The 560-nt window shown below is 69.1% G+C and carries 1 protein-coding gene; it reads left to right on the top strand.

Features of this window, described 5'->3' with window-relative positions:
* A partial coding sequence (locus JWG43_RS20660; protein WP_275888499.1) for a phenylalanine--tRNA ligase beta subunit-related protein occupies window positions 1-560 on the top strand: 560 nt, incomplete at both ends.

Here is a 560-nt window from a genome sequence, read left to right as displayed (position 1 = left end):
GCCTTCCCGTCGCCGATCAGCGTGCGGCTGGAGGCTCCCGAGATGTGCCCGGTCTTCGCCGGTCGCGTCATTCGCGGCGTAAAGAACGGCCCGTCGCCGGCCTGGCTGCAGAAGCGTCTGACGGCCATCGGCCTGCGCTCGATCAACCGTCTGGTCGATGTGACCAATCTGATCGCCTATGACCGAGCTCGCCCGTTGCACGTCTATGACGTCGCCAAGCTGTCGGGGACCGAGATCGTGGTGCGGGCGGGCCAGGTTTCGACCGCGACCGGCGAGCACGAACATCTGATCGCCCTGGACGGCAAGACCTACGCCGCATCCGCAGCCGACTGCGTCATCGCCGACGGCGGGGGCGAGCGCCCTATCGGCCTGGGCGGCGTCATGGGCGGGGAATCGACCGGCTGCGACGAGACCACCACGGACGTCTTCCTGGAAAGCGCCTGGTTCGCCCCGCTGGTCATCGCCCAGACCGGCCGTGCGCTGGGCATCCATTCCGACGCCCAGTACCGGTTCGCGCGCGGCGTCGATCCGGTCTCGGTCACGCCGGGGCTGGAACTGGC

The organism is Desulfobulbus alkaliphilus (assembly GCF_016918545.1).
Taxonomy (GTDB): Bacteria; Desulfobacterota; Desulfobulbia; order Desulfobulbales; family Desulfobulbaceae; genus Desulfobulbus; species Desulfobulbus alkaliphilus.
Note: the sequence above shows the minus strand (reverse complement) of the source record. Positions and strands in the feature narration are given on the sequence as shown.